Source organism: Streptomyces carminius, from assembly GCF_002794255.1.
Taxonomy (GTDB): domain Bacteria; phylum Actinomycetota; class Actinomycetes; order Streptomycetales; family Streptomycetaceae; genus Streptomyces; species Streptomyces carminius.
Window position 1 is genome coordinate 46,878 of sequence record NZ_PGGW01000066.1, and the last position, 22,288, is coordinate 69,165.

23 protein-coding genes and 2 pseudogenes are annotated in these 22,288 nt (G+C 75.8%); 12 read left to right on the forward strand and 13 right to left on the reverse strand.

The window, feature by feature from the left end:
- Nucleotides 1-12 precede the first annotated feature (12 nt).
- Nucleotides 13-894 (forward strand): PIG-L deacetylase family protein, encoded by an 882-nt coding sequence (locus CUT44_RS23350; RefSeq protein ID WP_199185811.1) that lies wholly within the window; start codon nucleotides 13-15, stop codon nucleotides 892-894.
- A 208-nt stretch (nucleotides 895-1,102) separates the two neighbouring features.
- Here the strand turns inward: CUT44_RS23350 and CUT44_RS23355 are convergent, their stop codons facing one another.
- The 3 genes from CUT44_RS23355 to CUT44_RS23365 form a co-directional block, all read right to left on the reverse strand.
- Entirely contained in the window at nucleotides 1,103-2,215 is a 1,113-nt protein-coding gene (locus CUT44_RS23355; protein WP_100203905.1) for a cobalamin B12-binding domain-containing protein, read from the reverse strand.
- Complete coding sequence (locus CUT44_RS23360; protein WP_100203906.1) at nucleotides 2,212-3,975, reverse strand: SpoIIE family protein phosphatase; 1,764 nt, start codon at nucleotides 3,973-3,975, stop codon at nucleotides 2,212-2,214. The genes CUT44_RS23355 and CUT44_RS23360 overlap by 4 nt, the downstream gene beginning before the upstream one ends.
- 135 nt (nucleotides 3,976-4,110) lie before the next feature.
- The gene (locus CUT44_RS23365; RefSeq protein WP_100204057.1) at nucleotides 4,111-4,596 is read right to left on the reverse strand and encodes an MSMEG_6728 family protein; all 486 of its coding nucleotides are present in this window, start codon (nucleotides 4,594-4,596) and stop codon (nucleotides 4,111-4,113) included.
- Between the two features lie 207 nt (nucleotides 4,597-4,803).
- Here CUT44_RS23365 and CUT44_RS23370 point away from each other — a divergent pair.
- Nucleotides 4,804-5,463: pseudogene (locus tag CUT44_RS23370) on the forward strand (3-hydroxyacyl-CoA dehydrogenase family protein); the annotation flags it as partial.
- 157 nt (nucleotides 5,464-5,620) lie between these two features.
- Nucleotides 5,621-5,818: pseudogene (locus CUT44_RS23375) on the forward strand (3-hydroxyacyl-CoA dehydrogenase family protein); the annotation flags it as partial.
- Nucleotides 5,819-5,873: 55 nt separating this feature from the next.
- Here CUT44_RS23375 and CUT44_RS23380 read toward each other — a convergent pair.
- The 4 genes from CUT44_RS23380 to CUT44_RS23395 all read right to left on the reverse strand — a co-directional run bounded on the left by CUT44_RS23380 (nucleotide 5,874) and on the right by CUT44_RS23395 (nucleotide 8,624).
- Nucleotides 5,874-6,299, reverse strand: a complete 426-nt coding sequence (locus CUT44_RS23380) for an OsmC family protein (RefSeq protein ID WP_100203907.1) — start codon at nucleotides 6,297-6,299, stop codon at nucleotides 5,874-5,876.
- Between the two features lie 83 nt (nucleotides 6,300-6,382).
- Nucleotides 6,383-6,793 (reverse strand): SRPBCC family protein, encoded by a 411-nt coding sequence (locus CUT44_RS23385; protein ID WP_100203908.1) that lies wholly within the window; start codon nucleotides 6,791-6,793, stop codon nucleotides 6,383-6,385.
- A gap of 121 nt (nucleotides 6,794-6,914) precedes the next feature.
- Nucleotides 6,915-8,258: a 6-phospho-beta-glucosidase gene (locus tag CUT44_RS23390; RefSeq protein ID WP_100204058.1), complete on the reverse strand. Its 1,344-nt coding sequence runs from the start codon at nucleotides 8,256-8,258 to the stop codon at nucleotides 6,915-6,917.
- A 129-nt stretch (nucleotides 8,259-8,387) separates the two neighbouring features.
- The gene (locus tag CUT44_RS23395; RefSeq protein ID WP_100203909.1) at nucleotides 8,388-8,624 is read right to left on the reverse strand and encodes a hypothetical protein; all 237 of its coding nucleotides are present in this window, start codon (nucleotides 8,622-8,624) and stop codon (nucleotides 8,388-8,390) included.
- A gap of 232 nt (nucleotides 8,625-8,856) precedes the next feature.
- On the opposite strand from CUT44_RS23395, the gene CUT44_RS23400 reads away from it, so the two are divergent.
- Nucleotides 8,857-9,309 (forward strand): RrF2 family transcriptional regulator, encoded by a 453-nt coding sequence (locus CUT44_RS23400; RefSeq protein ID WP_100203910.1) that lies wholly within the window; start codon nucleotides 8,857-8,859, stop codon nucleotides 9,307-9,309.
- Between the two features lie 134 nt (nucleotides 9,310-9,443).
- Nucleotides 9,444-10,631, forward strand: coding sequence for a globin domain-containing protein (locus CUT44_RS23405; RefSeq protein ID WP_100203911.1), 1,188 nt, complete (start codon nucleotides 9,444-9,446; stop codon nucleotides 10,629-10,631).
- Nucleotides 10,632-10,665: 34 nt separating this feature from the next.
- Here CUT44_RS23405 and CUT44_RS23410 read toward each other — a convergent pair whose 3' ends face one another.
- The 4 genes from CUT44_RS23410 to CUT44_RS23425 all read right to left on the reverse strand — a co-directional run bounded on the left by CUT44_RS23410 (nucleotide 10,666) and on the right by CUT44_RS23425 (nucleotide 13,573).
- On the reverse strand, nucleotides 10,666-11,319 hold the full coding sequence (locus tag CUT44_RS23410; RefSeq protein ID WP_100203912.1) for a phosphoribosyltransferase: 654 nt from the start codon (nucleotides 11,317-11,319) through the stop codon (nucleotides 10,666-10,668).
- A 127-nt stretch (nucleotides 11,320-11,446) separates the two neighbouring features.
- Nucleotides 11,447-12,109 carry a dienelactone hydrolase family protein gene (locus CUT44_RS23415; protein WP_100203913.1) on the reverse strand — a complete coding sequence of 221 codons (663 nt, stop codon included), beginning with the start codon at nucleotides 12,107-12,109 and terminating at the stop codon, nucleotides 11,447-11,449.
- 138 nt (nucleotides 12,110-12,247) lie between these two features.
- A complete protein-coding gene (locus tag CUT44_RS23420) occupies nucleotides 12,248-12,823 on the reverse strand; it encodes a carbohydrate binding domain-containing protein (RefSeq protein WP_100203914.1) in 576 nt (191 codons plus the stop codon).
- Nucleotides 12,824-13,099: 276 nt separating this feature from the next.
- The gene (locus CUT44_RS23425; protein ID WP_100203915.1) at nucleotides 13,100-13,573 is read right to left on the reverse strand and encodes a DUF6098 family protein; all 474 of its coding nucleotides are present in this window, start codon (nucleotides 13,571-13,573) and stop codon (nucleotides 13,100-13,102) included.
- Nucleotides 13,574-13,878: 305 nt separating this feature from the next.
- Here CUT44_RS23425 and CUT44_RS23430 point away from each other — a divergent pair, with 305 nt between their 5' ends.
- Nucleotides 13,879-14,298 (forward strand): hypothetical protein, encoded by a 420-nt coding sequence (locus CUT44_RS23430; protein WP_146252295.1) that lies wholly within the window; start codon nucleotides 13,879-13,881, stop codon nucleotides 14,296-14,298.
- Between the two features lie 127 nt (nucleotides 14,299-14,425).
- Here the strand turns inward: CUT44_RS23430 and CUT44_RS23435 are convergent, their stop codons facing one another.
- Entirely contained in the window at nucleotides 14,426-15,637 is a 1,212-nt protein-coding gene (locus tag CUT44_RS23435; RefSeq protein ID WP_100204059.1) for a PucR family transcriptional regulator, read from the reverse strand.
- 181 nt (nucleotides 15,638-15,818) lie between these two features.
- Nucleotides 15,819-17,132: an endonuclease Q family protein gene (locus tag CUT44_RS23440; RefSeq protein WP_199185812.1), complete on the reverse strand. Its 1,314-nt coding sequence runs from the start codon at nucleotides 17,130-17,132 to the stop codon at nucleotides 15,819-15,821.
- Nucleotides 17,133-17,313: 181 nt separating this feature from the next.
- Here CUT44_RS23440 and CUT44_RS23445 point away from each other — a divergent pair, with 181 nt between their 5' ends.
- From CUT44_RS23445 to CUT44_RS23470, 6 genes are all read left to right on the forward strand, one after another.
- The gene (locus CUT44_RS23445; protein ID WP_100203917.1) at nucleotides 17,314-17,628 is read left to right on the forward strand and encodes a DMT family transporter; all 315 of its coding nucleotides are present in this window, start codon (nucleotides 17,314-17,316) and stop codon (nucleotides 17,626-17,628) included.
- A 147-nt stretch (nucleotides 17,629-17,775) separates the two neighbouring features.
- Nucleotides 17,776-18,873, forward strand: a complete 1,098-nt coding sequence (locus CUT44_RS23450; RefSeq protein ID WP_100203918.1) for an LLM class flavin-dependent oxidoreductase — start codon at nucleotides 17,776-17,778, stop codon at nucleotides 18,871-18,873.
- 87 nt (nucleotides 18,874-18,960) lie between these two features.
- Complete coding sequence (locus CUT44_RS23455; protein ID WP_100203919.1) at nucleotides 18,961-19,611, forward strand: FMN reductase; 651 nt, start codon at nucleotides 18,961-18,963, stop codon at nucleotides 19,609-19,611.
- A gap of 64 nt (nucleotides 19,612-19,675) precedes the next feature.
- Nucleotides 19,676-20,662 (forward strand): helix-turn-helix domain-containing protein, encoded by a 987-nt coding sequence (locus CUT44_RS23460; protein ID WP_100204060.1) that lies wholly within the window; start codon nucleotides 19,676-19,678, stop codon nucleotides 20,660-20,662.
- Nucleotides 20,663-20,694: 32 nt separating this feature from the next.
- Nucleotides 20,695-21,153, forward strand: a complete 459-nt coding sequence (locus CUT44_RS23465; RefSeq protein ID WP_100203920.1) for a VOC family protein — start codon at nucleotides 20,695-20,697, stop codon at nucleotides 21,151-21,153.
- A 93-nt stretch (nucleotides 21,154-21,246) separates the two neighbouring features.
- Nucleotides 21,247-22,272: a glutathione S-transferase family protein gene (locus CUT44_RS23470; protein ID WP_100203921.1), complete on the forward strand. Its 1,026-nt coding sequence runs from the start codon at nucleotides 21,247-21,249 to the stop codon at nucleotides 22,270-22,272.
- The last annotated feature ends 16 nt before the right edge of the window (nucleotides 22,273-22,288 follow it).

The following is a 22,288-nucleotide window of genomic DNA, read 5'->3' on the forward strand; positions in this document are numbered from 1 at the left end:
CCCGTGCCTCCCGTGCCCCCCGCGTCCTGGTCCTCCCGGCCGTCCACCCGCCCGTCCGCCCGTACGGCCGTGGCCGTCAGCCCGCACCTGGACGACGCGGTCTTCTCCGCCGGGGGGACCCTGCTCCTGCTGGTCCGGGCCGGCTGGGCGGTGCGGGTGGTCACCTGCTTCACCGCTTCGGTCGCCGACCCGTGCCCCTTCGCGCTGTCCACCCAGCTCGACAAGGGACTGCCCGCCGACGCCGACTACATGGCACTGCGCCGTGCCGAGGACCGCGCCGCGCAGCGGGCGCTGGGCGCGCTGCCCCCCGAGCACCTGCCGCTGGCCGAGGCCCCGCACCGCGGCTACGACAGCCCGCGGCGGCTGTTCACCGCGCCCCGCGCCGACGACCGGGCCGCGGCCGAACTGCCGCGGCTGCTGCGCCCCCACCTGGCGGCGGCCGACCTCGTCCTCGCCCCGCGGGGGATCGGGGGACATGTCGACCACCTGGTCACGGCCCGGGCCGTCGCCGCCGTCGCGCCGCCCGCGCGCACGGCGTGGTGGCGCGACCTCCCCTACGCCGTCCGCGCCGCCCGCGAGCCGGGCGCGGGGCCCCTCCCACCGCCCGCGGGCACGGCGGAGGTGACGGTCGGCATCGCCGCGGCGCTCACGGGCAAGACCGCGGCGGCCCGGTGCTACACCACCCAGCTGGGCTTCCAGTTCGGCGGCACGGAGCGCGTCGGCACGGTCCTGGCGGCCGCGGCCCGCGGTGAGGCGCGCCGCACGGGCGCGCCCTGCACCCACGGCGAGGCGCTGAGCGCCGGACACCGGGCGCGGCGGCTGCTGGCGGACGCCGTACGGGGCCACGGGGCGGTGGCCCGGACCGCGGGGGAGCGGGCGCCCTTCCGGCCGTGAACGGACCGGCGGGCCCGCCGTCCCGGCCGGCCGCCGCGCCGAGTGCGGGCCCGCGAGCGGATGGGGCGGGTCCCCGGCCCGCCGCGCGGTCCTGGCACGCGGGACGCCGTCCTTCCCCGCGGGCGGGAGGCACTTCGCGGACGTGAGCCCCCGGGACTCCCCGCGGGAGCGGGGGCCGGACCGGGCGGCCCGGCCCGGCCCGGAGCGCTCAGAGCGGGAGGGGCCCCGGCCGCCCGGGGGGTCCGGAGCCCGCGGGCCGGGAGGTGTCCGGCCGGACGAGCACGGCCTGCCCCGCGACGGTGAACGCCGCGGCACGGGGCAGGCCGTCCAGCTTTCCGGCCAGGACGTCCAGTCCGGCGGCCAGGGAGTGGGCGGGCACCCCGCGGGCGGCCAGGATCCGGGCGGTCCAGGCCAGGAAGTCCTCGAACAGGCCGGGATCGTCGACGTACAGGGCGGCGGCCAGGAAGTCGAGGACATGCGCCAGGTCCTCGGCGGTGCGCTCCCGCTGCTGCTCGGTGTAGTCGCGCATGCCCGGGAAGCGCTCGGGCAGCTCCCGGAGGACCTCGGCGACCAGCTGTGAACGGGCCCTGCCGACTTGGGCGTGCTCGTGGTCCGGGGGGACCGGCCGCTCCCGGTCCGCCGGATCGGCGACCCGCGGGGAGGGCAGGCCCGCGGCGAGGCGCTCGGCGGCGGAGCGGGCGTCGGGGGCCCAGACGTCGGCGCCCAGCGTCCGTGCCCACCGGCCGTCCGGCCCGAAGCCCGCGCCGCCCGCCAGCACGGGGACACCGGCGGCCTGGCAGGCGGTGACGGTGGCGTGGGCCACGGGCAGCCGCACCGGCAGGGAGCAGGACAGGGCCACGGCGTCCGGCCCGGTCGAGTGCAGATGCGCCACCAGGTGCCGGACGGGCACATGGGCGCCGAGGAAGTCCACCTGCCAGCCGCGCAGCCGCAGCACCTCGGCCACCAGCCGGGCGGGCAGCGCGTGCCACTCGCCGTCGGTGCAGGTCACCACGGTGTGGCCGAGCCGGGGCACGGCGGTCCGGGCCGCCGGAAGGGCGGCGACCGCGGCGACGGCCCGGCCGCTGATGGCGGTGGCCGCGTGCTCCTGGGCGACCGTGAGAAGGTTGTCCGCCCACCGGGCGCCGACGCGCCGCTGGGCCGCCGCGACGACGTCCAGCAGGACGTCCTCCGGCGGTACGCCCTCCTCCACCGCTCCCACGGCCAGGCCGACGGCGGCGTGCTCGTCGGCGTTCTCCAGCGCGGTCCAGAACTTCTCGGCCAGTTCCCCGAGCTCGGCGGCGGGGACGGTGGGGGGTGTCACGAGAGGTACCTCTCCGGGTCGGGTGTCCCCATCGTGCGCAGCGGCGCGCGGTGGGGCGCGGTGATGGCGACCATGGCGATGTCGTCACGGTCCTCGCGGCCGTCCCGGTCGCCGTGCTCCTGGCCCGCCAGCCACTCGGACGTGAGCATCAGCACCCGCTCGACGACGGCCTCGGCGGGCATGCCCGTGCAGGAGGCCAGCGCGTCGGCGAGCCGCTCCTCACCGAACAGCTCGTCACCGCGGGGGCCGCCCCTGGCCTCGGTGACGCCGTCGGAGTACAGCAGACAGGTCTCGCCCGGCCGGAGCACGGTGGTGTACGTCGTCGCCGACACCTTCGGGAGCACACCCACCAGTGTGCCGTGGGTCGCCGCCGTCTCCACCTCGCCGCCGTCCCGCACGATCAGGGGCGGCGGATGCCCGGCCGAGGTCAGCCGCACCGTGACGCCCGTCCCGGGCCCCTCCCCGGGCCCCGTCACGGCGTCCTTTGCCGAGTCCTCCCCGCCGTTCCCGCCCTCCCCGCTGCCCCCGCCGGCCTCGACCGAGGCGAGGACCAGGGTGGCGAACCGGTTCCCGGTGCGGCCCAGCAGGGCGCTGTTGAGCAGGTCCAGCAGCCGTCCGTGATCGGCCTCGACCAGCCGCAGCGCCGCGAGGGTGTGCCGGATCCGGCCCGTCAGGACCGCCGCCTCCGGCCCCTTGCCGGTCACGTCGCCGAGCACGATGCCGGTCTCCTGGCCGGGCCCGGTGGCCGGGCGGACGTCGTAGAAGTCCCCGCCGACGCGCTGAGCGGACTGCGCCGGGCGGTAGACACCCGCGAGCTGGGCGTACTCCAGCCGGGGCAGGTCGGGCGGCAGCAGCTCCCGCTGGAGCACCCCCACGGTGGTGACCTGCTCCTCATACAGCGCCGCGGCCGAGAGCGCGGCACCGGCGCGGGCGGCGAAGAGCCGGGCGAAGGTGTCCTCCTCCCCGTCGAAGTCCCGTGCGGCGCGCCGCAGCAGCACCAGTGCCCCGGCGGGCGTCCCGCTGCCGGGCAGGGGCACGACCAGCACCGCGCCGGGACGGCCGAACCCGGCGGGCGGCAGCCACTCGGGGAGCCGGTCGGGATCGGCCCGGCGGGACGGGCCGGGCGGGAAGTCCACCAGTGCCTCGGCCAGTCCCGGGACCTTGTCCGGGGCGGCGGTCAGCAACTCCTCCTCGGGCGGACGGCCGGCGGCCACCCGGATCAGCGGCAGCCGGTGCCGCCGGGGCGGGAGGACCACGACGGCGGCGTCGGCGAGTTCGCCGGCCGCCAGCTCGGCGGTCACCACCGCGCACCGGCGCGGGTTCAGCGAGGACTGCAGGCGGGCGGAGGTCCGGACCAGGAAGGCGGTGTGCTCCTCCGCGGAGCGCAGCGACCGCCGCGCGGTCTCCCGGCGGGTGACGTCGGACAGCCACCAGGCGGTGTGCCCGCCCGGCAGCGGAGTGGCGCGGGCGGTGAAGGCACCGTCGCCCACCCGGCCCCGGGCCGCCACCGACCGGCCGGGGCTGCGGCGGGCGTCCGCGTCGGCCAGCCAGCGGGGCACCGCGCCGGCCAGTGGCGCGCCGGCGGCGAGGGACGGGAACAGGGCCCGGGCCGCCGCGTTCACCAGTGACACCTCGCGCCGCGTGTCCACCGCGAACACCGGGACGGGCGCCGACTCGACCATGGCCCGGTGCGTGTCGGCGCCGACGGCGCCGCCGGCCGCCCGATCGTGCGCGTCAGGTGGGGGAGAGTGATCGGTCACTGGGATACGGGGGTGGACGTGTCTCGCGCCTCACCCGGCCACCCCTCCGGCTTCAGGTGCCACTGGACGGTTGTTCTGTGCAACGGTCTCGCGGAGAGGGCGGCATACGCAAGTCCGATTTGCGTACCGGTGGTCTCAACCGGCGCGCGGGGCACCGGTGTCACGGTCGGAGCCGGGCCACATGTACGGCAGGTCGTCCGGGGTCCCGGGGAAGAGCGGGACGTAGTGCTCCGGGTCCTTGCGGACCAGGGCGGACCGGTGGCTGAGGTGGAAGGCGGGATCGCCGAGCCAGGGCGGCAGCTCCCCGGCCCGCGCCAGCTCCTCCTGGGGACGGGGGACCCGGATCCCGGTGGCGTGCCGCAGATCGGTCAGCATCGTGGCCTCGCAGGTGTCGCCGCGCCCCGCCAGGCGCCAGTGGCGGCAGATCTCCATGCCGTAGCGGACCAGGCCCTCCTCGTACCCGGTCCACATCCGGACGGCCGGATGCCGCGCCCAGCCGTAGCCGGGCCGGGTCAGGGCGCGCAGCACCTGGAGGGCCTCGACCCGCTGCTTTCCCAGCCGCCGCGCGTCGAGCACCCGGGCCGTCGCGGCGAAGTCGGGAAGCGGCAGGAACGTCTGCACGGGATGTCCGTCCGATCGTCGTCCGGCCCGGTCGTCCGGTCCGTCCTGTACGACCGTGATCCTGCCGGTCCCGGCCGGCGCGCGCAGCCCGGGCCGGGCCGTACGGGTGCCGCGCCGGTTCTCCACCGACCATTCGGTCGGTACGGTGGGGGCGGCCGCGGAAGCGGCCGGAGAAGGCGGCGGACGGCGACTTGGGAGGACGCGGACATGACGGTGGCACCGGCGGTGGTCGGCGTGGTGGGCGGGGGCCGGATGGGCGCGGGCATCGCCCGGTCGTTCGCGGCGGCGGGCTCCTCGGTGACCGTGGTGGAGAACGGTGCGGAGGCCGCCGCCGCGGCCCTGGACCGGATCGCCGGCGGCCTGCGCCGGGCCGAGGAGCGCGGCAGGTCCGCCGAGCCCGCCGAGCGGGTGCTGGGCCGCGTCACCGCCGCCGCCTCGGTGGACGCCCTGCCGCCCGGCGCGGACCTGGTCGTCGAGGCCGTCCCGGAGGATCCCGCCCTGAAGGTCCGGGTGCTCGCCGCCGCGGAGCGGGCCGTGGGCGGCGGCGCGGTGCTGGCCACCAACACCAGCTCCCTGCCGGTCACCGAACTCGGCTCCGCCCTGACCCGTCCGGAGCGGTTCCTGGGCATGCACTTCTTCAACCCCGTGCCGGCCTCGGCGCTGGTGGAGCTGGTCGTCACCGGGCGGACCGCGCGGGAGACCGTGGACACGGCGCTGGGGTGGGTCCGCGCCCTGGGCAAGCGGGAGGTCGTCGTGGAGGACTCGCCGGGCTTCGCCAGCAGCCGGCTGGGCGTGGCCCTGGGGCTGGAGGCGATCCGGATGGTGGAGGAGGGCGTCGCCGGGCCCGAGGCCATCGACACCGCCATCAGTCTTCTAGCGAGGGAACCACCGGCTTCAGCCGGTGGGGGAATCACTTCCCTGGTATGTGGTAGTTTTTCGTTCGTCCCGAAAGGGATCGGTTCGGGCTGGACCGCAACCTTCGGGTTGGAAGCCCCCCTCCTTCAGGTGGGGGAGCGGAGTCACGACCCTGGGCTACCGGCACCCGATGGGGCCGCTGCGGCTGACCGACCCGGTGGGCCTGGACGTGCGCCTGGCCATCGCCGAGCACCTCCACGCCGCACTGGGCGAGCGGTTCGCGCCCCCGCGGCTGCTGCGCGAGAAGGTCGCCCGGGGCGAGCTGGGCCGCAAGACGGGCCGCGGCTTCTATCTCTGGCAGGACTGAGCCGTCACCGGGGGGAACCGCGCCCGCCGCCGCACGTGCCGCCCGTGGCGGCCTGTCACGCCGGGGGCGGGTCCAGGTGCTCCGCGAGCGGGCAGATGCGCAGCGCGTGCTCGATGACGCGCTCGCGCCGGTCCCCGGCCGACGGCAGGGAGACCTCGGCGGTGGCGGCGAAGGTGTAGCGCTGGGCCCCGCCGTCGCCGAGATGGACCCGGGCGGTCACCTCGCTGTCGGCGGGGTCGACGCCGGTCTCGGTGGCGGCGATCACCACCGCCTGGTGCAGACAGGTGGCCAGGGCCGCCGCGTACAGCTGCTCGGGGTCGTAGCCCTGGCCGGTGCCGCCCAGCTCACGGGGGGCGCCGACGGGAAGCCCGGCCCGCCCGGAGACGTCCACCCGGCCGGTGCCGTGCAGGGAACGGGCCTCGGCGCTGTACAGGTCCCGCGGCGGGTGGGCGGACTGCGGGGATCGCTCGGAAGATGGCATGGGGAGAGCCCTACCCGCGGGCCCGCCGGGGAGGCGCCCCCAAACGGCTGACGCCGCCGGGAGGCGCCGGACGCCGGCGGGTGTCAGTCGGCGTGCTCGGTGCGTGCCCGCACCTGCTCGGCCAGCCGTTCCAGGCTCTGGTCCAGGGCGCCGTTGACGGAGTCCTCCGGAGGGGCGTGCTCCTCGTCGAAGAACGACAGGTGCACGGTCACCTCGCTCGCGCCGCTGCCGATGCCCGCCACCTGCAGCCAGCCCGCGTAGCTGCCCTGGTCCCTGGTGCCCCACTCGGCGCGCATCTGCTCGGGGCGGGCGCGGTACAGGGCCCGGACGTCGTGGCCGGTACGGTCCTCGTGCACGGTCACCGCCGGCGGGTCCTCCACCCGGGCGTGGAGGTCCGCCGGGAGCCAGCGGTTCAGGAACTCGGGATCGGACACCTGGTCGAAGACCAGCTCGGGCAGGACGGGCATGGTGCGGGTGCGCTCGTATTCGCTCACCGGATCTCACTCCCGGAGTAGGGACGTCGGCTGACCCGGGACGACGTACCCCCGATGGGCCGGGGCATCCGTGCCGCCACCCGGCCGCCCGGCGCGGGACCCGGGCGGCGGCCGGTTCCGCTCACGGACCGCCGGCCGCGTCCAGGATCCGTCCGGCCGCCGCCGCCGAGTCCACCAGCGGATGCAGCGCCAGCGCCCGCAGCGCCGCCCGGCGCGAGCCGGTGCGGGCCGCCTCGATCGCGGACCGCTCGACGGCCTTGAGGGTGAGCATCAGCCCGAGCTGGTCCGCGGCCACGGGACCGGTAGCCAGCGGGCGGGCGCCGGCGGCGTCCACCAGGCACGGCACCTCGACCACCGCCTCCTCGTCCAGGCCCGGTACGGCGCCCCGGTTCGGCACGTCCAGGATCAAAGTGGTGCGCTCACCCCGGGCGATCGCCCGCATCAGGGCGAGCGCGACCCGGTCGTAGCCGCCGCCCGCCAGATCGCGGCTGTCGCGCTCCCAGCCGCCGGAGGCCGCGCGGTTCTCGGCCAGATAGGTCTCCTCGCGCTCCAGCCGGGTGCGCTCCCACTCCCGGTACGCCGCCGCCGGGTCGCCGGGCCGGGCCCGCTCGTAGAACCGGGACTGCTGCGCCAGCAGGAACTCACCGCGGGTGGCGGCGGCGGAGCGCACGGCGGCGACCGCCTCGCGGTTGAAGTAGTAGTGGTGCAGGTACTCGTTGGGCAGCGCACCCAGCGCGCGCAGCCACTCGGCGCCGAAGAGCCGGCCCTCCTCGAAGGACTCCAGCGCGGCGGTGTCGGCCAGCAGCGCGGGCAGCAGGTCCCGGCCGTCCACCGTGATCCGGCGCAGCCAGCCCAGATGGTTCAGGCCCACGTAGTCGTACCCGGCCCGGTCGGGGTCGGTGCCCAGGGCGCGTGCCGCGCGACGGCACAGCCCGACCGGGGAGTCGCAGATCCCGATCACCCGGTCGGGCAGGCCGCGCTCCCGCAGGACCCGGCCCATCGCCTCGGTCACCATGCCCGCGGGATTGGTGAAGTTGATCACCCAGGCCCCGGGTGCGAGTTCGGCGATCCGCTCGGCGATCCGCACCGCCACCGGCAGGGTGCGCAGCCCGTAGAGCACTCCGCCCGCGCCCACCGTCTCCTGGCCCAGCACTCCCTCGGCGAGCGGGATCCGCTCGTCGCGGACGCGGCCCGCCGGGCCGCCGACCCGGATCGCGGAGAAGACGAAGTCGGCGCCGCGCAGCGCCTCGTCGAGATCGGTGGTGGCCCGTACCGCGGGGGCCGGGCCGGTGTGCCGCCCGGCCTGGTGGGCGAGCACCGCGCCGATGGCGTCCAGCCGGGCGCGGTCGGTGTCGTACAGGACGAGTTCGGTGACCCGGCCGGCCGGGTCACCCGCGTCCTCGAGCAGTGCCCGGTGCACCAGCGGCACCCGGAATCCTCCGCCGCCCAGCACGGCGAGCCTCATGTCCCGCACCCCCTGCGTCTTCTCCGTACCGCCGTCCGCCGGCCCGCGGGACGCGGCGGGCCGGCAAGGATGGTCGCACACGCCGCGGTCCCGGCGGCCGTCCGCCGGGGCCGGGCGGGCGGCTCCGGTTCAGGCGTGGTCGACCAGTTCCCGGTGCCCCTGCATACGGGCGCAGTGGGCGCAGCAGAAGAACCGTCCGTCGTTCGACTGCACACCGTGGCCCAGGATGCGGCACTCGCAGTTCTCGCAGATCGGGGCCATCCGCTGGGCCGCGCACTCCAGGCTGTCGAAGACGTGGACGGCACCCGCCGCGCGCACCTCGAACGCCATCTCGTAGTCGTTGCCGCACACCTCGCACACGCTCATGAATCGCTCCTCCTCCGTGGGATCCGAGCCGGGTCCCCGCCGGGCCGGCCAGCCGCAAGGATGGGCACGCGGAGCCGTGCGCGGCCCGCGCGGCGCGGCGGCCGGGCCCCGACCGGCGCAGCGCGACCACCCGCCCGGCCGACCGGGGCCGGGGTCGGCCGGGACTGGCCGGAACCGGGCGGACTCCCGTCCCTGAATTCGCATCTCAGATGCGAGTTGATATCGTCGCGGCATGCGGCTGACGAAGTTCACCGATCTGGCGCTGCGTGTCGTGATGCGGCTGGCGGTGCTGGACGAGGCGGAGACGCCCACCTCCCAGGAGGTGGCCGACTCCGTGGCCGCGCCGTACACCCACGTGTCCAAAGTGGTGAGCCGGCTGCGGCACCTGGGCGTACTGGAGGCGAAGCGGGGGAGGGGTGGCGGGCTGCGGCTCACCCCGCTCGGCCGTACCGCCTCGGTCGGCCGGCTGGTACGCGAGCTGGAGGGTGCCGGTGACGTGGTGGGCTGCGAGGACACCGCCGCGCCGTGTCCGCTCCGGGGCGGGTGCCGGCTGCGCGCCGCGCTGCGCGAGGCGCAGGAGGCGTTCTACGCGGCGCTCGACCCGCTGACGGTGCGGGATCTGGTGGGCGGAACCGCCCGGCCCGTGCTGGTCCGGCTGCTCACCGGTCCGCCCCCCGCCACCTAGCTTTCCCTTCCCCCCGGGGTCCTGGGTTCCCGCCCCGCGGACCGCCGGTCCACGCCGCGCCGCGGCGGGACCGCCGCGGGTGGCCCCCGTACGCCCTAAAACTCGCATATGAGATGCATATTCAGGAGGCAGTGATGCTGTCCGAGAAGTCCACCGCCGTCGTGCGGGCCACCCTGCCCGCCGTGGGAGCCGCGGTCACCGACATCACCCCGGTCTTCTACCGGAAGATGTTCGCCGCCCACCCCGAGCTGCTGCGTGACCTGTTCAACCGGGGCAACCAGGCCAACGGCACCCAGAGCCGCGCGCTGGCGGGCTCGATCGCGGCCTTCGCCACCCTGCTGCTGGAGCGTCCCGACGAGCGCCCCGACCGGATGCTGGCCCGCATCGCCCACAAGCACGCCGCCCTGGGCATCACCGCCGAGCAGTACACGATCGTGCACCGCCACCTGTTCGAGGCCATCGCGGAGGTCCTGGGCGACGCCCTGGACGCCGAGGCGGCCGCCGCCTGGGACGAGGTGTACTGGCTGATGGCCGGGGCGCTGATCGCGATGGAGGCGCGGCTGTACGCCGGGGCCGGGCTGGTCGACGGGGACGTCTGGCGGCCCTGGCGGGTGGTCGGCCGGCTGCCGGAGACCCCCGAGGTGGCCACCTTCATGCTGCGTCCCGCCGACGGCGGCCCCGTACCGCCGTTCCGGCCCGGGCAGTACGTCTCCGTGCGCGTGACCCTGCCGGACGGGGCACGGCAGATCCGCCAGTACAGCCTCTCGTGCGCGCCCGACGGCGACGACCGCTGGATCTCCGTCAAGCGGCTCGCCGGCGATCCGGCCGGCGAGGTGTCCAACTGGCTGCACGAGAACGTGCGCGAGGGCGATGTGCTCACCGTCGGCGCGCCCTTCGGCGACGTGGTGCTGGACGACGGCGACGGGCCCGTCCTGCTGGCCTCGGCGGGCATCGGCTGCACCCCGATGGTCAGCATGCTGTCGTACCTGGCCGCCACCGGCTCCACCCGCCCCGTGACCGTGGTGCACGGCGACCGGAGCGAGCGCGCCCACGCCTTCCGCGAGCAGACCGATCTCCTGGTCGGCAAGCTGCCCGAGGCCGTCGCGCACGTCTGGTACGAGCACCCCGAGGGGCCCTGGCCCGCCGAGCGCACCGGATACGTCGACCTGTCCGGCGTCGAGGTGCCCGAGGACGTCCGCGCCTACCTGTGCGGACCGCTGCCGTTCATGCGCTCGGTGCGGAGCCGACTGCTGGCGCGCGGGGTGCCCGCCTCCCGCGTCCACTACGAGTCCTTCGGCCCCGACCTGGGGATCGACGGCTGAGACCGCCGCCGGACGCGTGCCGTCCCGCCGCCGCTCACCGGGCGGCGGCGGAGGCCCGCAGGGTGGCCACCACCTCGTCGTCGTCCAGTTGCGCGAAGTCCTCGTACCACTGGCCGACCCCGTGGAAGGGCACCGGCCGGTCCAGGCACACCAGCCGGTCGGCCTCCGGCTCCAGCGCGGCGGCGGCCTGCCGGGAGGAGACCGGTACGGCCAGCACCAGCCGGGCCGGGTCCCGGGCGCGGACGGCGCGCAGCGCGGCCCGCGCGGTGACCCCGGTGGCCAGCCCGTCGTCGACGAGCACCACCGTCCGGCCCCGGACCCTCGGCGCCGGACGGCCGCCCCGGTAGCGCTCCTCGCGGCGACGCAGCTCCGCCCGCTCCCGTTCCACCAGGGGAGCCAGCCGGTCCGCCGTCAGACCGAGCAGGGCCAGCGAGCGCTCGTCGAACAGCGGCGGGCCCTCGCCCGCGACGGCGCCCACCCCCAGCTCCTCGTTGAACGGGGCGCCGATCTTGCGCGCGACCAGGACGTCCAGCGGCGCGCCCAGCGCCCGGGCGACCTCGTCGCCCACCGGCACACCGCCCCGGGGGAGGGCCAGGACCAGCGGGTCCGCCAGCTCGCCGGCGCGCTGGAGTTCGCACAGCGGCCCGGCGAGCCGCCGTCCCGCCTGCCTGCGGTCGTGGAAGCGCATGATCCGGCTCCTCTCCGCTCCTTCGTCCGCTCTTTCTGCCACTCCTTCCGGACCCGTCCCGCCGCCGTCCCCGTGTGCCGCCTGCCCGGCCGCGTGCCCATGGCCTGTCCGCCGTCTCCGCCGCCGGTCACCGGCGGGCCGTCTCCCGGGCCATCCGGACGAACCAGTCACGGGCCGCGGCGGCGGCCCGGTCAAGGGTGCCGGGCTCCTCGAACAGATGGGTGGCCCCGGGCACCACGTGCACCGTGTACGGCGCGGACAGCCGCTCGGCCGCCCGCTCGTTCAGCCGCAGCACCTCGCGGTCCTCGCCCCCCACGATCAGCAGGACGGGTGCGCCGACCCCGGGCAGGGCGTCCCCGGCCAGATCCGGCCGCCCGCCGCGGGAGACCACGGCCCGCACCGGCCGGGGCCGTTCGGCGGCGGCCACCAGGGCGGCGGCGGCCCCCGTGCTGGCCCCGAACAGGCCGACCGGCAGCCCGGCGGTGGCCGGCCGGGCGCCGAGCCAGTCGACGGCCGCGACCAGGCGCCGCCCCAGCAGCGGGACGTCGAAGCGGTGCTCGGCGGTGACCGTGTCGGTGCGCTCCTCGGTCTCGGTGAGCAGGTCGAGCAGCAGGGTGCCGAGCCCCGCGTCCCGCAGGACCCCGGCCACCGCGCGGTTGCGCGGGCTGTGCCGGGAACTGCCGCTGCCGTGGGCGAACACCACGACGCCGCGGGCCCCCCGGGGCAGGCCGAGGTCCCCGGTCAGAACGGCTCCCGCCCCGGTGTCGATCCGGACCGTCTCGGGGAGCATCGCCCACCTCCCGGGTTCCGGTGTCCGTGTCCCGCCGGGGTACCCGCGGGCGGGCGGAACATGCCGGGAGGCGCGCCGTGCGTTCACGGCCGCGCCGGCCGGTCCGCGGTCGCGTACGGCGGACCGGCCGGCGCGTTCCTACGACTCGTCGGTCAGCGAGACGTCGTCCAGGCAGAAGGTGTAGGCCCGCGAGCTGCCGCCGATCTGGAAGACGAGCTGCGCCTCGGGGTCGTCGGCCTCCGCGGTGAAGGTGTGGCTGTAGGTCCGGGCGCGGGTGGAGACCGCGTCCTGGGAGCTGAACTGGGCTCCCCAGGGGTCGACCGCTTCCTGCACGTGGGTGGTGACGGTGTGCCGCGCAGTGGCGCTGACGGTGTAGGTCAGGGTGTACTCCTCCCCCTCGGTGAGGGAGACGCCGTCCTGGCCGACGATGGCGTCCCAGACCTCCTCCGTGTCGGCGGGCACCTCGGCGCACAGCTGTCCGTCGACGACGGAGGCGGGGCTGTTCTCGGTGAACCACCAGGGCTCGTGGTTCTTCCCGGAGAAGTCGCCGTTGGTGATCAGCTCGGCCAGCGGCCCGGTGGGCGAGGCCGAGACGGCGGGGGCGGTCAGGAGCCCGCCGAGGAGTCCGGCGGCGGCGAGTACGCCAAGGCCGAGACGGCGGGCACGGCGCCCGCCCGGCGGCACGGCGGAGCCGTGGGACGTGTGGTGGGGCATGGGTCGGTCCTTTCCGTCGAAACGATGGGGATCGAGGGAAGTGGGGGAGGATGCGACCACGGCGATGACAGGCCCCCACGGCCATGGGAGCGCTCCCATGGTAGGGGTGTGCGGGGGTGCGTCAAGGTGGCCCGGGCGCCGGCGGTCCGTCGGCGGTCCGCCGGCGTCGGATCCCGGCCATTTCCGGCCGCCGGCCCGGCCGCCGTTCCGGCGGTGGTGCCGTGAGCCGGTCGGCCCGGGAAGGGGCTCCAGGGGGAGACGGAGGGGAGGAGGGGATCAGAGGGGGGACCGGGTGCCGCCGAGGGCGCCCCGGTCCAGCGGGCCCCAGCCGCCGCGCTGCCGGTTGACCTCCTCCTCCGCCTCGGTGATCACACCGGGCGCCACCCAGGCGACCGGCTCCACCTCCCGGACCAGCGGCTCGTTGTCCGGGCCGCGTCCGACCTCCCGGCCGCACAGCACCCAGGGCCGGATTCCCGGTCCCTTCGCCCGGCGCAGATGGCAGTAGTCGTACAGCCGCCGGGCGACCCACAGCCGTACCGGCCGCTCCCCCCACCACGGCTCGACGTCCAGGGCGTTGACGGACAGTCCCGGCAGGGGGATGCCGGTCAGGTCGTCCGTGCTCACCGCGTTCCTCCCCAGATCGGCCCGGGGGCCGCGGGACCAGCGGACGTACAGCCGTCCGCCGCGGTCGACCAGGCGGGCCAGCTCGTCCAGGGAGTGGAGGAGGGGCAGCTCGGAGGGGGTGGTCATGGGGACTCTCCTCGGGAGCGGGGGGCCGTACGGCTCGCCGTGAGCCGTGCCGCCGGACGGTCGCGTGCCCGGCCGTGTGCCGGGAAAACCCCGCGGTCCGCGGGCCCCGCGGACCGCCCACGGCGGGGCGGCGGCGTACGGACCCGTCCGACCCGTCCCGGAAGGCGTTCACCGGAAGTGACAAACCCGCCCCGCCGCCGTGGCGGAAGGTTCTCGCGGAGTGACGGCGACGGGCACACCGGTGGTCCGGGAGGGTTTCCCTGCCGGCGGTCAGCCGGCCGAACCGACTGAGAGGTATGAGAGCGATGACCCTTGTCCGGAGAAGACTCGGCGGCCTCAGGGCACTGACGGGTGTGCTGGTGGCACTCGCCTGTGCGCTCGTCCTGCTGCCGGCCTCGGCGGCCGCGGCCGAACCCGCGGCCGCGGGGGACCGCGGGATCGTCCAGCTGTCGAAGACGCCGGCGGCCAAGGTGGGAGCGGGGGAGAAGGCCCCGGCCCGGGCCAACGCCTCCTGGGTGTGCAACCGGCAGGTCACCTACCCCGGCCCGTACTACGTCGACTTCACCTGCACGGTCTACTCGGGTGCCATCAGGGCGTACGTCGTCTGCTCGGACGGTGCCGTGTTCTACAGCGGGACCATGTACGCGGGTGCCACCTACCAGATGCGCGGTACCTGCGGCCCGCCGTGGACCGTCAGCACCTCCGGTGAGCAGTCGCTCTGGTGAACGGCCGGCCGGCGGGGAGGACAGGCGCGAACAGGCCGTGAGGACGTGACCGGTCCGGCCGCCGGAGAGCCGCCCAGTACTCCTGGGCGGCTCGTCCCGTTCTCCTCCCCTCCTCCTCCGCGGGCGGTTACCGCAGCTCCCACAGACCGGCGAGCGTGCGGGCGACCGCGGTGCCCAGGACCCGCACCCCGCGGGTGGAACAGGGATCGACGCCGGTGAGCTCGCGGGCCCGGCGCAGCCGGTAGTCGAGGGTGCGCGGATGGATGTTCAGCGCGGCGGCGGCGCGGGAGCGGTTCATGTCACCGCGGTAGTAGGCGTCGAGCGTGGGGATCAGGGAGGGGCCGCGGGCCAGTTGCCGGGCCACCTCGTACAGCCAGGCGTCCACCCGCGGCAGGCTGCTGGCCCCGAGCTCGACGAAGACGTCCGCCAGGGTGTGGGCGCGGTGCGCGGTGCTCTGGAGAGGAGCGACCAGGCTGATGTGACGCGCGTGGGCGTGGGTGCCGGCGAGCGCGCCGACACGTCCGGTGCCGGTGCCGGCCGAGCAGGGCCGCCCCAGCGCCCCGGCGGCGTCCCGGACGAAGGAGCGCACCCGCTCGTCCGCCGCCTCCGCCCACTGCTCCGGCCGCTCCGGGACGCCGCCGGAGGCCTGCGGGACCACCGGCACCAGGGCGGTCAGCTCGCCGGGATCGTGCCAGTCGGCCGGTACGCCGTGCCGGTGCCACAGCGCCACCACTGTCTCGTCGCGCCGCTCGGCAGGGACGCCGGGCTCCCCGGGGACGCGCAGGACCGTGACGGCGTAGCGGTCGTGCAGCAGTACGCCCGCGCCGCGGGCGAGACCGGGGACGCTGGGCTCGTCGGCGAGCAGGGCCCTGGTGAGGAGCTGCAGCCGGGCGGCGAAGGGCAGCCGGCGCTTCTGCCCTTCCGCGTAACCGCCGAGGTAGGCGTCGACGCCGCGCCTCCCCTGGGAGGCGATCCAGCCCGTCAGGGACATCAGCTCGCTCAGGTCGTCCGGGGCGGTCGCCTCGTGGATCTCGCGCAGTACCAGGCGGGTGTTCAGGGCCGCCACCCGCCGGTGCGAGACCAGGGACACTCCCTGCTCGCCCCGCAACGCCCCCACCGAGGCGGTGAAGGAGAGGTCCTCGGCGGTGAGGGGCAGGCCGTCCGGCGCGAGTTCGACGGTACGCAGTCTGAGCCACACCGAGTGGCTCAGGGTCTCCTCGCGGGCGCGCGGGTCGTTGCTCATCGCGCGGTACTCGGGCACCTCGCGTTCGTACGTCTCGATCTCACGGCGCGCGTTGCGCCCCGCCCGTCTGCGCAGTTCCCCGAAGAGCGTTCCCACACCGGCCTCCGTCGACATCCCCGTTGTCCCCGCGCCGCCCCGGGACGCCGCCGACTGTGCCCGGCGGCGTCCCGGGGCGGCGCGGCGTCACCTTATTCGGGACTTGGTTCCGGCAGTGAGGGGAGAACGGGCCACTCGGGCGGGGGCCGGTACGTGCCGTTCCGGCCGCGGGCCCCGCGGCCTACCGGGCGTCCCGCCGGGCCCCGCTTGCCGGGACGGGCCGGCCGGTCCCGGTCCCGGACTCGGACTCGGACTCGGTCCCGGCGAGGGAGACCGTGCCGTAGACCCCGTCGTAGCCGGGCTCGTGCCGCACCCGGTGGGCCCGCAGCCGTCCGACGGCCTCGGCCACCTCCGGCTCGCCGGCCTCGCGCAGGCTCTCCACGGGGACCTCCAGCAGCAGGGGGAGCTCCGGGCCCAGCGCGGCGGTCAGACTGTCGACCGAGCGCCCCACGGCCTTGGACTTCGGGCCGACCCCGAGGATCTCGCCCACGATCTCGGGCAGCGGGACGATCTTCAGCGGCTCGCCGGCGGTCTCCGGCCGCCGCCCGGCCCGGTGGCCGGCCAGCTCCTCGACCCGGTGGAGCACCCCGACCGTCAGCCGCCTGCCGCACACCGGGCACCTGCCGCCCAGCTCCCTGGTCTCGGCCGGGGTCAGCCGTACGCCGCAGGCGCGGTGCCCGTCGAGGTGGTACTTGCCCTCCTCGGGGTACAGGTCCACGGTGCCGGCGTACCCCTCGCCGGTGGCCAGCGCGCGGCGGAGCGCGAAGTAGTCGAGCTCGGTGTCGAACACGGTGGCGTTGCGGCCCAGGGCGGGCGCCGAGTGCGCGTCGGAGTGGCTGACCAGCCGGAAGCGGTCCAGGCCGGGGATCCGCCAGTTCATCTCCGGATCCGAGGAGAGTCCGGTCTCCAGCGCGAAGACGTGCCCGGCGAGATCCCCGTAGCACTCCGCCACGGAGTCGAAGCCGGACTTCGACCCCAGCAGACCGAACCAGGGGGTCCAGATGTGCGCGGGGACGAGGAAGGCGCCCTCCCCGGCGGCCAGGACGGCCTCCAGCAGGTCCCGGGCGTCCATCGCCAGGGCGGGCCGTCCGTCCGAGGCGAGGGCGCCGTACGGGGCCAGGGCGCGGGTGAGCCGTTCGGCCGCCTCGAAGCCGGGCACCTGGCACAGGTGGTGGAGCCGGCGGCCCCGGCCGTCGCGGGTGTAGTTGGTGGCGACCTCCGTCTGGAGGGTGAACCGCAGCGGGCCGCGGCAGGTGGGCGGCAGGGTCTCCAGCACCTCGCGGTCGGTCTCGTCCCGCAGCAGGAACAGGCCCGGCTCGGCCGGCACCAGCTCCTCGCGCAGCTCCGCCGCCCACCCGGGATGGGTGAAGTCCCCGGTGCCCAGGACGGTGATCCCCTTGCGCCGCGCCCACCAGGCCAGTTGCCGCAGGTCCAGGGCGCGGCTGCAGGCCCTGCTGTACCGGGAGTGGATGTGCAGGTCGGCGTAGTGGCGCATGCCGGGCCCTCCCTCGCGGGTCGTGTTCTCCGTACGCACAACGTGCCCGGTAACCGCGCGGACATGGGACGGGCGCGGGCGGCCCGTGCCCCGGCCCGGCGCACCGGACGCGGCGGGGAGAGGATGGTCCGGGCGGCGGACGTGCGCCGCCGTGTGCCGTCATCACCACGGAGGTCTCGTCATGGCATGGGCCGTACTGATCGTCTCGGGCGTCCTGGAGGCGGTCTGGGCCGGGGCGCTGGCCGCCTCGAAGGGGTTCACCCGGCTCTGGCCCAGCGTCCTGTTCCTGGTGGCGCTCGCGCTGAGCATGGGCGGGCTCGCCTATGCCCTGCGCGGCATTCCGCTCGGTACCGGGTACGCGGTGTGGGTGGGCATCGGCACCGTCGGGGCCGCCCTGTACGGCATGGCCGCGCTCGGTGATCCCGTGACGACCGGACGCGTGGTGTGCCTGCTGCTGATCGTCGCCGGTGTGGTGGGCCTGCGGTTCGTGCGGTGAGCGGTGAGCGGCGGCCGGGGGCAGCGGGAGGTGCCGGGGACAGGGCCCGGGGAATGGGGAATAGGGCCGGGCGGAGGACCGTTCGAAGAGATAGTTGAGCAATCAACTAGTAATGTCCGTGACGAGGATGTGAGTACCGTGAGCGCGATGCAGTTCGGGATCTTCAGCGTGGGTGACGTCACCCCGGACCCCACCACGGGGCGCACTCCCACCGAGCACGAGCGGATCAAGGCGATGACCGCCGTCGCGCTCAAGGCGGAAGAGGTCGGCCTGGACGTCTTCGCCACCGGCGAGCACCACAACCCGCCCTTCGTGCCCTCCTCCCCGACGACCATGCTCGGCTGGATCGCCGCGCGCACCGAACGGCTGCTCCTGTCCACCGCCACCACTCTGATCACCACCAACGACCCGGTGAAGATCGCGGAGGACTTCGCGATGCTCCAGCACCTGGCCGGCGGACGGGTCGACCTGATGATGGGCCGGGGCAACACCGGGCCGGTCTACCCCTGGTTCGGCAAGGACATCCGCCAGGGCATCCCGCTGGCCGTCGAGAACTACGCGCTGCTGCACAAACTGTGGCGCGAGGACGTCGTCGACTGGCAGGGCCGCTTCCGCACCCCGCTGCAGGGCTTCACCTCCACCCCCCGGCCGCTGGACGGCGTCCCGCCGTTCGTCTGGCACGGCTCGATCCGCAGTCCCGAGATCGCCGAGCAGGCCGCCTACTACGGCGACGGCTTCTTCCACAACAACATCTTCTGGCCCAAGGACCACACCGAGCGCATGGTCGCCCTGTACCGGGAGCGCTACGCCCACTACGGCCACGGCACCCCCGAGCAGGCGATCGTCGGCCTCGGCGGCCAGGTGTTCATGCGGCACAACTCCCAGGACGCCGTCCGCGAGTTCCGCCCGTACTTCGACAACGCGCCCGTCTACGGCCACGGTCCGTCGCTGGAGGAGTTCACCGAGCAGACCCCGCTCACGGTGGGCAGCCCCCAGCAGGTCATCGAGAAGACACTCGCCTTCCGCGAGTACGCCGGCGACTACCAGCGCCAGCTGTTCCTGGTGGACCACGCCGGACTGCCGCTGAAGACCGTGCTGGAGCAGATCGACATGCTCGGCGAGGAGGTCGTGCCCGTGCTGCGCGAGGAGTTCGCCGCCGGCCGCCCGGAGAACGTGCCCGCCGCCCCCACCCACGCCGCCCTGGCCGCCCGCCGCGGGGCCGGGGCCGAGTCCGCGGCGGTCTGAGGCCGCCCGCACCCCGCCCGCACCTCGTCCGTACCCCGCACCGCCCGCCCGTCCCGTGGCAGCACGGGAGCACCCGCAGGAGAACACATGGAGCCCATCCGCGTCACGGCCGTCTCGGCCGGCCTCGGCCGTCCATCCGCCACCCGCCTGCTGGCCGACCGGCTGGCCCGGGCCGCCGAGCGGCGGCCGGCGGACGGCGAACGCCCGGTGGAGACACGGGTGGTCGAGCTGCGCGACCTGGCCACCGACATAGCCCACAACATGGTGACCGGCTTCCCCGGCCCCGCCCTGCGCGAGGCGATCGCGGCGGTGACGGAGGCGGACGGGCTGATCGCGGTCACCCCGGTCTTCACCGCCTCCTACAGCGGACTGTTCAAGTCCTTCTTCGACGTGATTGACAACACCGCGCTGCGCGGCAGGCCCGTCCTGCTCGCCGCGACCGGCGGCACACCGCGCCACTCCCTCGTCCTGGAGCACGCGATGCGACCGCTGTTCGCCTACCTGGGCGCCGTCACCGTGCCCACCGCCGTCTACGCCGCGTCCGAGGACTGGGGCGGCTCGGGCGGGCCCGACGGCGAACTGGCCGCCCGGATCGAACGGGCCGCCGGGGAACTGGCCGACCTGGCCCGGGCCCGGCCCCGGACCGCCCGCCCGGCGGGCGCGGACGGCGGGGAGGAGCCGGACGCGGACACCGTCGTCCCGTTCGAGCAGCAGCTCGCCTCCCTCGGTCTCGACTGAGCCCGGCGTGCCCGGCCGGCGCCGCACGCGGTCCGGCGCGCCGGCCGGGCCGATACTGGGAGGCGTGGACCGTGCCGGAGGAGCGCCCGGACCGGCCGGCGGGACCGTCGACGAGTACGTACGCCGCCGCCCGGCCGCCCCGCTGCGCCCGTACGTGGCCTGGTACACCGGCTACCGCCAGACCGGCCTGGCGCCGGCCCGCCACCGCGGTCTGCCCTCCCCGTACCTGACGCTGATCCTCACCCTGGACGACCGGCTCACCGTGGCGGGACACAGCGACCCCCGGCGCCCGCCGACCGACTACGACACGCTGCTCGGCGGCCTGCACACGGCCCCCACCCTGATCACCCACCCCGGCCGGCAGTCCGGTGTGCAGCTCGCGCTCGGCCCGCTGGGCGCGCGGGCCCTGCTCGGGGTGCCGGCCGGCGAGCTCGCGCACACCGACCTCCCGGCCGACGCCGTGCTCGGCCCGCGCTGTGCCGAGCTGCACGACCGGCTGCGCCGGGTCGGCACCTGGCCGGAGCGGTTCGCCGTACTGGACCGGCTGCTGCCGCGGCTGCTGCGGTCCGCGCCGCGGACACCGGCGGTGTCGCCGGAGGCGCCGCCGGAGGTCGCCCACGCCTGGCACCGGCTGCTGTCCTCGGCCGGTGCCGTGGCCGTCTCGGCGCTGGCCGCCGAGACCGGCTGGAGCGCCCGCCACCTCACCGCCCGCTTCCGCGCCGAGACGGGGCTCACGCCCCGGGCCGCGGCCCGGGTGGTCCGCTTCGACCGGGCGCGCCGGCTGCTGGCGGCCCGGGCTGTACGGCGGAACGCCCCTCCGGACGCCGATCCGGACGCGGCCCGGCCCGGTGTTCCGCCGCGCGGTCTGGACCTGGCCGGGCTGGCCGCCGGGACCGGCTACTTCGACCAGGCCCATCTGGCGCGGGAGTTCCGCGCCCTGGCCGGCTGCGCGCCCAGCCGCTGGCTGGCGGAGGAGTTCCGAAACGTACAAGCCGCCCCGCCGGCCGCGGCGGAAGAGTGGGAGGGGCAGGGGCTCACCGGACACCGGTGAGCCGGGAACCCACTCCGGGAGGACGAGCACCGATGGACGGCACGACACCGGCACCCCAGGTGTGGCCGACGCTGCGCGCCCGCGACGCGCGGGCGCTGATCCGCTTCCTGGCCGACGCGTTCGGCTTCGCCGAGACCCTGGTCATGGCGGACGGGGAGCACGTCCACCACGCCGAACTGTCCTGGCCCGAGGGCGGCGGGATCATGCTGGGCTCGGTGCGCGGCGGCGCCGGGGACCCCTGGCCGCTGGAACCGGGCAGCTTCGGCGCGTACGTCGTCACCGCCGACCCCGACGCGCTCTTCGCCCGGGCGGTGGCCGCCGGGGCGCGGGTGGTGCGCGAGCCGTACGACACCGACCACGGCTCCCGCGACTTCGCCGTGCGCGACCCGGAGGGCAACCGCTGGCAGTTCGGCACCTACCGCGGCGCGCCGCGCCGTGCGCCCGAAGGGGCGGGACCGCCCGAACCGGCGGGACCGGCGGGGAGCGGCTGACCCGGCAGCGGCGGGCCGTCCGGCGGGTGCCGGAACGCGGAATCGGGGTACCCGTCCGGTTCCACGTTCCGCACCCGGACGGGAGGCCGCACGATGACCGCCACAGTCGGTAACCCCGGCAGCACGACAACCGAGTACAAGCGGTCCGCCAGCCGCTTCACGGACCGCATCACGGCAGACGGCCGGGAGGGCCGGCCGGTGGAGGCCGGACGGTACCGGCTGGTGGTCAGCCGGGCCTGTCCCTGGGCCAACCGCTCGCTGATCGTCCGGCGGCTCCTCGGCCTGGAGGACGCGATCTCGCTGGCGGTCACCGACCCCTTGCAGGACGAGCGGAGCTGGCGTTTCACCCTCGATCCGGAGGGTCGGGACCCGGTGCTGGGCATCGCCTTCCTCGCCGAGGCGTACGAGGCCCGCGAGCCCGGCTACGACGGCGGGGTCAGCGTCCCGGCGGTCGTCGACGTCACCGGCGGGGAGGTCGTCACCAACGACTACCAGCGGATCACCCTCGACCTCGCCACCGAGTGGACCGCGCTGCACCGCGAGGGGGCGCCCGACCTGTACCCCGAGCCGCTGCGCGAGGAGATCGACACGGTGATGGAGGACGTCTACCGGAACCTCAACAACGGCGTCTACCAGGCGGGGTTCGCCAAGTCCCAGCGGGCCTACGAGCGGGCGTACCGGAACCTGTTCGCCTGCTGGGACCGGCTCTCGGAGCGCCTGACCGACCGGCGCTACCTGGTCGGGGAGAGCATCACCGAGGCCGATGTGCGGCTGTTCACCACACTGGTCCGCTTCGACGCGGTCTACCACGGCCACTTCAAGTGCAACCGCAACAAGCTCAGCGAGGACCCGGTGCTGTGGGCCTACGCGCGCGACCTGTTCCAGACCCCCGGCTTCGGAGACACGGTCGACTTCGACCACATCAAGCGCCACTACCACCAGGTGCACACCGACATCAACCCGACGCAGATCGTGCCGCTCGGCCCGGACCTGTCCGCCTGGCTGACCCCGCACCACCGTGCGGAGCTGGGCGGCCGGCCCTTCGGCGAGGGCACCCCGCCCGGTCCGGTGCCGGTGGACGAGGAGGTGCCGCCGCGGGGCCGTGCCGTGCGGGACTGACCGCCCGGGGCGCGGC

What these genes read in the sequence shown, in the direction of transcription:
- CUT44_RS23380 (WP_100203907.1), bottom strand. Translation starts at nt 6,299, where the DNA reads ATGCCATCTTCCGAGCGATCCCCGCAGTCCGCCCACCCGCCGCGGGAC.
- CUT44_RS23390 (WP_100204058.1), bottom strand. Translation starts at nt 8,258, where the DNA reads ATGAGGCTCGCCGTGCTGGGCGGCGGAGGATTCCGGGTGCCGCTGGTG.
- CUT44_RS23395 (WP_100203909.1), bottom strand. Translation starts at nt 8,624, where the DNA reads ATGAGCGTGTGCGAGGTGTGCGGCAACGACTACGAGATGGCGTTCGAG.
- CUT44_RS23400 (WP_100203910.1), top strand. Translation starts at nt 8,857, where the DNA reads ATGCGGCTGACGAAGTTCACCGATCTGGCGCTGCGTGTCGTGATGCGG.
- CUT44_RS23405 (WP_100203911.1), top strand. Translation starts at nt 9,444, where the DNA reads ATGCTGTCCGAGAAGTCCACCGCCGTCGTGCGGGCCACCCTGCCCGCC.
- CUT44_RS23410 (WP_100203912.1), bottom strand. Translation starts at nt 11,319, where the DNA reads ATGCGCTTCCACGACCGCAGGCAGGCGGGACGGCGGCTCGCCGGGCCG.
- CUT44_RS23415 (WP_100203913.1), bottom strand. Translation starts at nt 12,109, where the DNA reads ATGCTCCCCGAGACGGTCCGGATCGACACCGGGGCGGGAGCCGTTCTG.
- CUT44_RS23420 (WP_100203914.1), bottom strand. Translation starts at nt 12,823, where the DNA reads ATGCCCCACCACACGTCCCACGGCTCCGCCGTGCCGCCGGGCGGGCGC.
- CUT44_RS23425 (WP_100203915.1), bottom strand. Translation starts at nt 13,573, where the DNA reads ATGACCACCCCCTCCGAGCTGCCCCTCCTCCACTCCCTGGACGAGCTG.
- CUT44_RS23430 (WP_146252295.1), top strand. Translation starts at nt 13,879, where the DNA reads ATGACCCTTGTCCGGAGAAGACTCGGCGGCCTCAGGGCACTGACGGGT.
- CUT44_RS23440 (WP_199185812.1), bottom strand. Translation starts at nt 17,132, where the DNA reads ATGCGCCACTACGCCGACCTGCACATCCACTCCCGGTACAGCAGGGCC.
- CUT44_RS23445 (WP_100203917.1), top strand. Translation starts at nt 17,314, where the DNA reads ATGGCATGGGCCGTACTGATCGTCTCGGGCGTCCTGGAGGCGGTCTGG.
- CUT44_RS23450 (WP_100203918.1), top strand. Translation starts at nt 17,776, where the DNA reads ATGCAGTTCGGGATCTTCAGCGTGGGTGACGTCACCCCGGACCCCACC.
- CUT44_RS23455 (WP_100203919.1), top strand. Translation starts at nt 18,961, where the DNA reads ATGGAGCCCATCCGCGTCACGGCCGTCTCGGCCGGCCTCGGCCGTCCA.
- CUT44_RS23465 (WP_100203920.1), top strand. Translation starts at nt 20,695, where the DNA reads ATGGACGGCACGACACCGGCACCCCAGGTGTGGCCGACGCTGCGCGCC.
- CUT44_RS23470 (WP_100203921.1), top strand. Translation starts at nt 21,247, where the DNA reads ATGACCGCCACAGTCGGTAACCCCGGCAGCACGACAACCGAGTACAAG.